Origin of the sequence: uncultured Dubosiella sp. (genome assembly GCF_964018005.1) — a bacterium.
GTDB lineage: Bacteria > Bacillota_I > Bacilli_A > Erysipelotrichales > Erysipelotrichaceae > Dubosiella > Dubosiella muris.
Map to the genome: position 1 here is coordinate 46,531 of NZ_CAXHOA010000017.1, position 7,512 is coordinate 54,042.

A 7,512-nucleotide genomic window follows, 5' to 3' on the forward strand; every position below is an offset into this window, starting at 1 on the left:
CTCTATTTCAATATCAAATGGACGAATGCATTTTCCATCTCATCACAAAAGAAAAAACTCCCTTCCGGGAGTTGATTTTCAAAATGGCGCTTCGCTTTTCCTTTTAAAACGAACTTTATATATTTTATCTAGATGATTTTATTATAACATTTGTGCTACAAATAACAATATTTATATTTTGTAAAAATATGGGTTTTAACAAAAAATCGAAAAGAAGATCGAAAAGAGATTGATTCTATTTAGGTTCTATGCTATTATTCTTTTGTAAATATATGGCGAACTTTATTGCTATATTTTAACTAGGTCTTAAAAAGGAGTCGGTCGCGACTCCTTTTTAAGTTATTTTTTCTTTGACCTTTTTGGAACTTTAATTCGTGTATCTCTAAATATCACCTTAATGACTTCCCCACCCTTATAAATCGACCCAGGAATCACCTGGACTTCTTCGACAACCTCTTCAAAGATTTTCTTCTTCAATTTCGCCGGAAGCTTTTTAAAATCCAAAGATTTCTTTTTCTGAACATCCTCAATTTCCTTTTTCAATTTTGAAATTTCTTTTTTTAAACTTCTTGCCTCCTCGATGTACTCTTTTTCGTCAATAACACCGTCGTCATAAAACTGATCGAGCAATTCATTCCTTCTTTTTTTCGCCTTCATTTTAAGTTTCATCTTGCTGATTTCCTGAGGATTCAACATTTTTCTTTCAAAAGTAGGATATCGCCAAATGATTTCCTCCATAATATAGGTTTGATTCAACCGCTGCTTACAGTGTTTGCATTGATAGTATTGATACAAAATAGATTTCCCTCTTCTAGTCTTCTTATAACAGGATGCTAGGCTCATCCACTCACCGCAAAGAATGCATTTCACTTTTCCTTTCAGTGGATAAGTATGATATTCTTTTTTCTTTTTATAATGAATCGCGTCCTGCGTCTTTTGAAAAAGCTCTTTTGAAATGAGCGGGACAGTATGCACATCTTCGCTATACCACCCAGATCGGTCACACTGCAAATTCGGATCTTCGGAGTCAAACCACCTTGTTTTTAGTCGGCCATAATAGATCGGATTATCTATAATCTTATGCAGCATTTTTACATTCCATACTCTTCCCACCGCTTTATTGAATCGCAAATACTCCACTACTTGTACAATCGTATACCGGTTTAACGCTAAAACCTCAAAAAGTTGGATTACAAAATCTTTTGTCTGCTCGTCGATCACAAGTTTTCTACTACGGCCTACCTTCTCTCTTTTGTATCCTAGTGGCGGATAGCCTCCAATCGGATAGCAGCCATTTTTGGCAATTTTGATATAGGAGGAAATAACACGAGGGCTAACCCGCGCTCGTTCATTCTCATCAAATATCATTTCAATGTCAGTTTCCAATCCGCCATCAATCGGCGTACCCTGCCATCGGCCATTCATACAAACAACTTCAACGTTGTACTTTTTAAATAGACATTGTAAGGCTCTCTTTTTCGAGATGTCGCGGATGAGTCGATTTTGATACCGGATCAGAAGTACGAAACGATAATCGTAACCGCCATTCACCAGGGTATTTTCAGAAACCCTTTTTAACAACCTTTGGAAGCCTGGCCTTTTAAATCCACCAGCGGAATACCCATCATCAGTATAAAATTCGTCAATCGAAATACCATGATTCCTGGCATACTCCATATGCTCGTCCTTCTGGGCTTCAATGCTCATCCCATACTGGGCCTGCTCTCGAGATGAAACTCGCGAGTAACTCAAATAAATTGTTTTCATTCTTATGTACCTCCACTTTCTGGCCGGTCAAAAAAAACCGATCTGTCAAGTGAGCAACGCACTTGATTGACCGGCTTTTTTTGGCACCATAAGCACAATACATTTTGAATATCTATAAAAACCACTTTTAAGCATATTTTTTTTATTTATGATAGACTAGTATAAACAAATGAAAGGAGACGAATTATGGATAAGAAATATGACCCAAAAAACTATTCAAAGGTTTTACGATGCTCAATGGAAACCGTATACGAAGCAGCAAGAATCTGGGAAAAAGAGAGAACGCTGATTTCATTGGGAAATTTAAAAAATGAGCTTGGCCCCTTATTAACTGATTTAAAAATCGCAGCCTTTTCCCACCAAATCACGGAAACCCAAAGAGACGAAATGAAAGATTACTTTTTATCCTTGACCGCAGGAGAATGGAAATGAATACAATCGACCTTAATCAGGGAAAAGAAGTCATGAATATATACGGCGGATCCGAAAGGAAAAAGCGGTTTCTAATCGACGGAAAATACTATCTGGTAAAATTTCCGGATCCAGTACGCGAAGTTAGACGTGAGCTGTCTTATATGAATAATCAATTTTCGGAGTATATTGGTTGTCATGTTTTTGAATCAATAGGCATCCCTGTTCAAAAAACGTACCTTGGCGAATATGAATGGAAAGGAAAAAAACTTGTCGTCGTTGCTTGTGAAGACTTTCAAAATCTTGGCCTTTCACTCAACCCGATTGCGCGGATTGAATTGAGCGACTTAGATTCAAATCTTTCTGGTAAATCGAGAACGATTTCCTCCTTATATGAAACGATCAAATCTCTACCAAGCCCAGAACTGCGATTCGATGTCCGAAAAAGATTTTGGGAAATATTTGTTGTAGATTCGCTGATTGGCAATTACGATCGGCATATGGAAAACTGGGGACTGGCTGAAACGCAAGACGGAACGATTATACCCGCGCCCGTTTACGATTGTGGCTCTTGCCTTCATCCGCTTTATACCGTTCAGGAAATGAGCGATTATTTATTGCATACGGGTCAACTAAGAAATATTGCCTACAATATGCGCTCTCAATTTTCGGAAGAGAAAACCGGAAGAACACTACGCTTTATCGACGTATATGAAAACGCCGATCGGTTTCTTAAACAGGCAATTCTTGATGTTTTTCCAAGAATCGACCTTACAAAAATCTATAAGATTATTCAAGCCACCCCTTTTCTCGATGAACCGAAATCTAAACAGTTTATGTTTGAAACATTGAAAATCCGGTACAACCAAATCCTTTTAAAAGAGTATGTAAAGTTAAAATATCGAGATCTCACTCCGGACCAGCAGAAAGCCATGGAAAAGAGAATAAAGAGCAACAACAACATCTCGCTAAAGCGTGCCGGATACATTCCACTAGCCCAAAGCGTGAAAGAACCAGAACAAGATTTAGAGCATTAAAAAAGCGTCCACTACGGGCGCTTTATTATTTATTGCGATATTTACGGAGCAAATTATAAAAGGTGGCTTCTTTTAACCCAAGAAGCTCCCGGGCCTGGCCGCCTGTGATTTCATGGCTTTCATATCGCAATATTAATTCTGACCAATTTTCAGGGTAGGTAATCCCTGGACGTCCCAGATGCTTCCCCGCCTTTTTGGCAGCTGCGATTCCCTCCTGCTGCCGCTTATGAATGTTCTCTCTTTCGATTTGAGCGATATACGAAAGCAAATCAAAAACGATTTTTACAACCAACGCATTGATTGTATCCTGGCCGGGCTTGGTGTCCAGAATCGGCATATCCAATACTTGCATATAAACACCTCGATCCGTCAGCTCTTTCCACTCCTTTTCCATTTCCGACGCGTTTCTTCCGAGACGATCCAGGCTGCAAATAATGAGCGTGTCCCCTGGTCTTAAAAAATCTTTCATCTTTCGATACTCTGCTCGATCAAAAGTTTTTCCGGATTTCTTGTCGACATACAAGTACCGCCTATCTGTAATCAATGGCTCTAATTGCTGAATTTGACGATCAACGTTTTGATCCTTTGATGATACCCTTGCGTATCCCACTTTTATTCCTTTTTCCGTCTGCATATTCCCATTATACTATAAAAAGGTATAGAAAGATTATATAGTCTATAAAAATGTCAAAAAGAACCTTTTTATAGTTGATATATCTCTCCTTTTAAACCTATAAAAAGGTGTACCTTCTTGTAGGCCTAAAATATAAAATATTATCCCACTTTCCTACTCGGATATGATATTATAGTGACGGGAAGAAAATTACTCCCAGGAGGGATCTTAATCCTTTCTTTTATCTCCTCTATTATCAAGGATGTCATTCGCTACTTTATTTGCGAGTGGATTAAATCCGAGATAAAAAAATGGAGCAATAAAAAAAAGCGATAGGGTGATATTCCTATCGCTTTTAATCATGTCGGCCTATAACTCTTGTGCCTAATCACATTTTATCATTAACGATTTTATCGTCAAGAAGGTCGATTTCTTAATTGTGTGATTTAATCACATAATTAGTAGCAATGTTGCTACCGAATTTCCGCTTCCCTTTTTGGCCAGAATCACCGTGATCTATCCGGCTCTCTCATTCTGCTTTTTTCGTTTTTTTTTGATAGCTCGATTTCTCCCGCTTTCATCGCTTTTAGAGTATCGTTCCAATCATTGGCTTTTTGCGGAAGCAGAACTTTGGCCGGCGTACCTTGCTCGAGCAGCTTTTCCGCTACCAATTCCGCCGCCTGCTTTCCAGGATTTCTTCCGCTCTTCTTTTCTTCTTCTAGGTCGTTGTTATACATCATCACAACTTCTTTAGGCTTATATAGACGCACTGTTTCAAAAACGGCCTTCGTCTTTGTCACGGATCCAGTGGCCAAATAAGCGAATCCTTTCCATTTATACCCTCCAGCTTTTAAAATCGACATATAAGACATCACTTCAATGACCGATTCGAAACAAAGTAAAATTTTCTTCTTCGGCGCACGTGGCTTTTCGTCATACGCGCGCTGCTGCAAATCATACGTGGGATCAAAATACCAGCCCCTGTTGTAATCGCAGCCTTCAAAATCTCCCATGAAACGTACACTTGAACTTGTGCCGCGAAATGAAATAGCGCTAATCAATCCTTTTTCATTGCGGCCGACGAAAGCACATTGGGCATGTCCTTTTTGACCAGAAATTTGAAAGAGGGCTTTTTGATTCACAAAAGCCTGTACGATTTCCGGATCAATCTTTCGGGTCTTCGTCAAATACGCGAATACCTGGCGCATCGACGCATTATCCGCGTTTCGATTTAACGCCGCAGACAATTCGCCCGCCAGCTGCCGATGCCTTTTTTCCGGCGTCAGCGTCTCTTCTTCCAGCCGCGGCGCGGACTCGACAACAGCCACACCTTTTTCAATTTGCGATTCCAAGTCATGCAAAGCTTCAAAGTACTTTTTTCCAGCAAAGTGCATGTAAAAATCCAGCGGGCCGCCGCCGACTACTTTTCCATTTTCATTAAGCTGGGAGTACCTGGCAAAATCATTTTTTCCTACATTGATAATACAGGAGTCATGATCGACCAGTCGAACTTTTCCGCGGCCGTGTTTCTCATATTTCAAGCCCAGCTGGTCCGCTATCGTTAATATATCCAGCTGGGTATTGATTGCTTCTTTGAGCCGTGCTGCCGCTACTGGCGGGCGCCAGTAATTCGTATTTTTCCGGCCAGTCATCAGAGAGAAATTCCCTTATCTTTTTCTTTCATCGGCAACTTCTTTTCCTGTGTGATTTCCTGCTTCTTCGCTTGTTCTAGGGCCTTATCAATTCCGCCGACTTTTCGCACGTATTCCTCGATTTTCTCGGCCCCTTTGATTGCTTTATCCAGCTCTTCCGGATCTTTCTTTAAAACAGCCACCCAATCTTGTACGTACGCTTTGTGCCGATCCATGTGCTGTTGACTCGGCTCGATCTGCAAAGCAGCCATCAAAAAAGAGCTGCCAATTTCCGCACGCAGCTCTTCTTTCGCATATTCTTCTGATCCAAATGTTCCAGTCATGTCCCGATTAAGTCGTGATTTATGACCAGTCGCATGACAAAGCTCATGCAACAACGTCGATGCGTAAACATATTCATCTTTAAATTGTCCTTTTTCCGGCAATCGTACGGAATCACGGATTGGATTATAATAAGCCTTATCCCCTCCGTAAGTTAAGGTGACACCCATTTTTTCAGGAATCTGCTCGATGACTTCATTTCCTTTAATCGGAATCAACTTCTTATCTAGAGGAGGAACCCCATTTATTTGTTCCGCGTTGAACACATAAAAGGGGCGTGACCGCCATTGATATTGAGCAGAATCAAAATCTGGACTATTTTTTCGTATGTTATATTCGTCCAATGAAATCGGTTCTTTGGCTTTTTTATCGAATAAATACTTGCGCTCTAGTCGCACTCCCTTGTTTCCTTTATCCATACTAAAACCCATCTGCTTCATTTGGTTAAACGTTAGCCACCGCGGATCTTTATATCCGGCTTCCGCGGATTCCAGCTGCAAGATCAGCCGGTTGTATCCAGTATACGCTCGACCACTCGACATATTGTGAATCGGAGCCGTCACACTCCATCCGCGATACCAAGGAATCGTCCCTTTCTCCAAACACTTTATATACGCTTCCACCAATCTTTCTTTGACACTCTTTGGCGCTTTTTTCTTTTCCATTTCATTTTTTCCTTTCTCTTTTTGAATTTCATTAAATAAAAATAAACGCTCTTTCAAACGCTTATAATTGACACAAATCTTCCTCATAAAAGGATAACGTGAAGAATTTTCCAAAACAAAACTAGCCTTATCAAGAACTTCTTGTTTATTGCGTGTTAAAAATCGGATTTCGTTACGTAAATAGTCCTGCTCCATTCTATTTTTCGGTTTCCATTTTCTTACCCTATCTAACGAAACAGGAATCATGTTGTTATATAAAACTGCTGCTATTTGATGTCCAGACTTGTCTTCAATAATAGTTGTAATCAACTCATTTCTTAGTCGTCCTGATTTTGGAACTACCTGGGAAGTTAATGGAATACAATAATGAACGCCCTCCATATTTACAAGAACGCCGACAAAAGGCCTATGCTTTTTTATACTTACTCTTTTATCAGCCTTTTGTAAAAAAGAAATGTATTCATAGTCTATTTCATAAATCTTCAATTCATCATTTAATATTTTCATTTTCATTCACTCATCTATAAAATAAAAAAAAGCGATTCGCTTAATAGCAAATCGCTCCCCTTCTTTCTCGTATAACGACGAATGGAGAGGGAAATCCTCATTTGTCACCTACCCTACTTTTCTGAAACCAGATGGCGGGGAATCACCTTACTTGCATAAATATTATACCATAGGTTTCTTTCCTTTTCACTATTTCTTACACTAAAAAAGCGATTTGCATATTTGCAAATCGCTCCCCTTCTTTCTCGTATAAAGACGAATGGAGAGAGATCCCTAATTTGTAAACTATCCCCTTCCTACCAATAGGTCGCAGATAATTTACCGCCTTAGCTTTTCTAGAATTTCATGTTTTTATTCATTTTCATCTAAATTCTCCACGATATAATCCATGATTTCGGAGTAGTCGCCGTCATAGAAAAACTTTGGAAAAAGAACTTTTCGTTCGATGATTTCAACGACATTTCCATCTTCATCCAATTTGTAATCCTCATGCTCTTCCCCAGGATCTTCTTCGTTTGGATTAAAATCCGGGTCTATAT

Annotated in this window: 7 protein-coding genes; 2 read left to right on the forward strand and 5 right to left on the reverse strand. The window is 39.5% G+C overall.

Annotated elements, in window-relative coordinates:
* Nucleotides 1-339: 339 nt before the first annotated feature.
* A complete protein-coding gene (locus ABNS49_RS11150; RefSeq protein ID WP_302607870.1) occupies nucleotides 340-1,767 on the reverse strand; it encodes a recombinase family protein in 1,428 nt (475 codons plus the stop codon).
* Nucleotides 1,768-1,953: 186 nt separating this feature from the next.
* On the opposite strand from ABNS49_RS11150, the gene ABNS49_RS11155 reads away from it, so the two are divergent.
* Nucleotides 1,954-2,199: a hypothetical protein gene (locus ABNS49_RS11155; protein ID WP_289182916.1), complete on the forward strand. Its 246-nt coding sequence runs from the start codon at nucleotides 1,954-1,956 to the stop codon at nucleotides 2,197-2,199.
* On the forward strand, nucleotides 2,196-3,215 hold the full coding sequence (locus ABNS49_RS11160) for a HipA domain-containing protein (RefSeq protein ID WP_289182915.1): 1,020 nt from the start codon (nucleotides 2,196-2,198) through the stop codon (nucleotides 3,213-3,215). Before ABNS49_RS11155 ends, ABNS49_RS11160 begins: the two co-directional genes overlap by 4 nt.
* Nucleotides 3,216-3,240: 25 nt before the next feature.
* On the opposite strand, the gene ABNS49_RS11165 is transcribed toward ABNS49_RS11160, so the two are convergent.
* From ABNS49_RS11165 to ABNS49_RS11180, 4 genes are all read right to left on the reverse strand, one after another.
* Complete coding sequence (locus ABNS49_RS11165) at nucleotides 3,241-3,849, reverse strand: recombinase family protein (protein ID WP_289182914.1); 609 nt, start codon at nucleotides 3,847-3,849, stop codon at nucleotides 3,241-3,243.
* A gap of 485 nt (nucleotides 3,850-4,334) precedes the next feature.
* Nucleotides 4,335-5,480, reverse strand: a complete 1,146-nt coding sequence (locus ABNS49_RS11170) for a DUF3991 and TOPRIM domain-containing protein (protein ID WP_289182913.1) — start codon at nucleotides 5,478-5,480, stop codon at nucleotides 4,335-4,337.
* On the reverse strand, nucleotides 5,480-6,979 hold the full coding sequence (locus tag ABNS49_RS11175; RefSeq protein ID WP_289182912.1) for a zincin-like metallopeptidase domain-containing protein: 1,500 nt from the start codon (nucleotides 6,977-6,979) through the stop codon (nucleotides 5,480-5,482). Before ABNS49_RS11175 ends, ABNS49_RS11170 begins: the two co-directional genes overlap by 1 nt.
* 345 nt (nucleotides 6,980-7,324) lie before the next feature.
* Nucleotides 7,325-7,512, reverse strand: a 188-nt coding sequence (locus ABNS49_RS11180) for a hypothetical protein (protein ID WP_348688190.1), incomplete at its 5' end; no start/stop codon positions are given.

Excerpts from the sequence above, each read along its gene's own strand:
- ABNS49_RS11170 (WP_289182913.1), bottom strand. The coding sequence starts at position 5,480 with ATGACTGGCCGGAAAAATACGAATTACTGGCGCCCGCCAGTAGCGGCA.
- ABNS49_RS11160 (WP_289182915.1), top strand. The coding sequence starts at position 2,196 with ATGAATACAATCGACCTTAATCAGGGAAAAGAAGTCATGAATATATAC.
- ABNS49_RS11155 (WP_289182916.1), top strand. The coding sequence starts at position 1,954 with ATGGATAAGAAATATGACCCAAAAAACTATTCAAAGGTTTTACGATGC.
- ABNS49_RS11165 (WP_289182914.1), bottom strand. The coding sequence starts at position 3,849 with ATGCAGACGGAAAAAGGAATAAAAGTGGGATACGCAAGGGTATCATCA.
- ABNS49_RS11175 (WP_289182912.1), bottom strand. The coding sequence starts at position 6,979 with ATGAAAATGAAAATATTAAATGATGAATTGAAGATTTATGAAATAGAC.
- ABNS49_RS11150 (WP_302607870.1), bottom strand. The coding sequence starts at position 1,767 with ATGAAAACAATTTATTTGAGTTACTCGCGAGTTTCATCTCGAGAGCAG.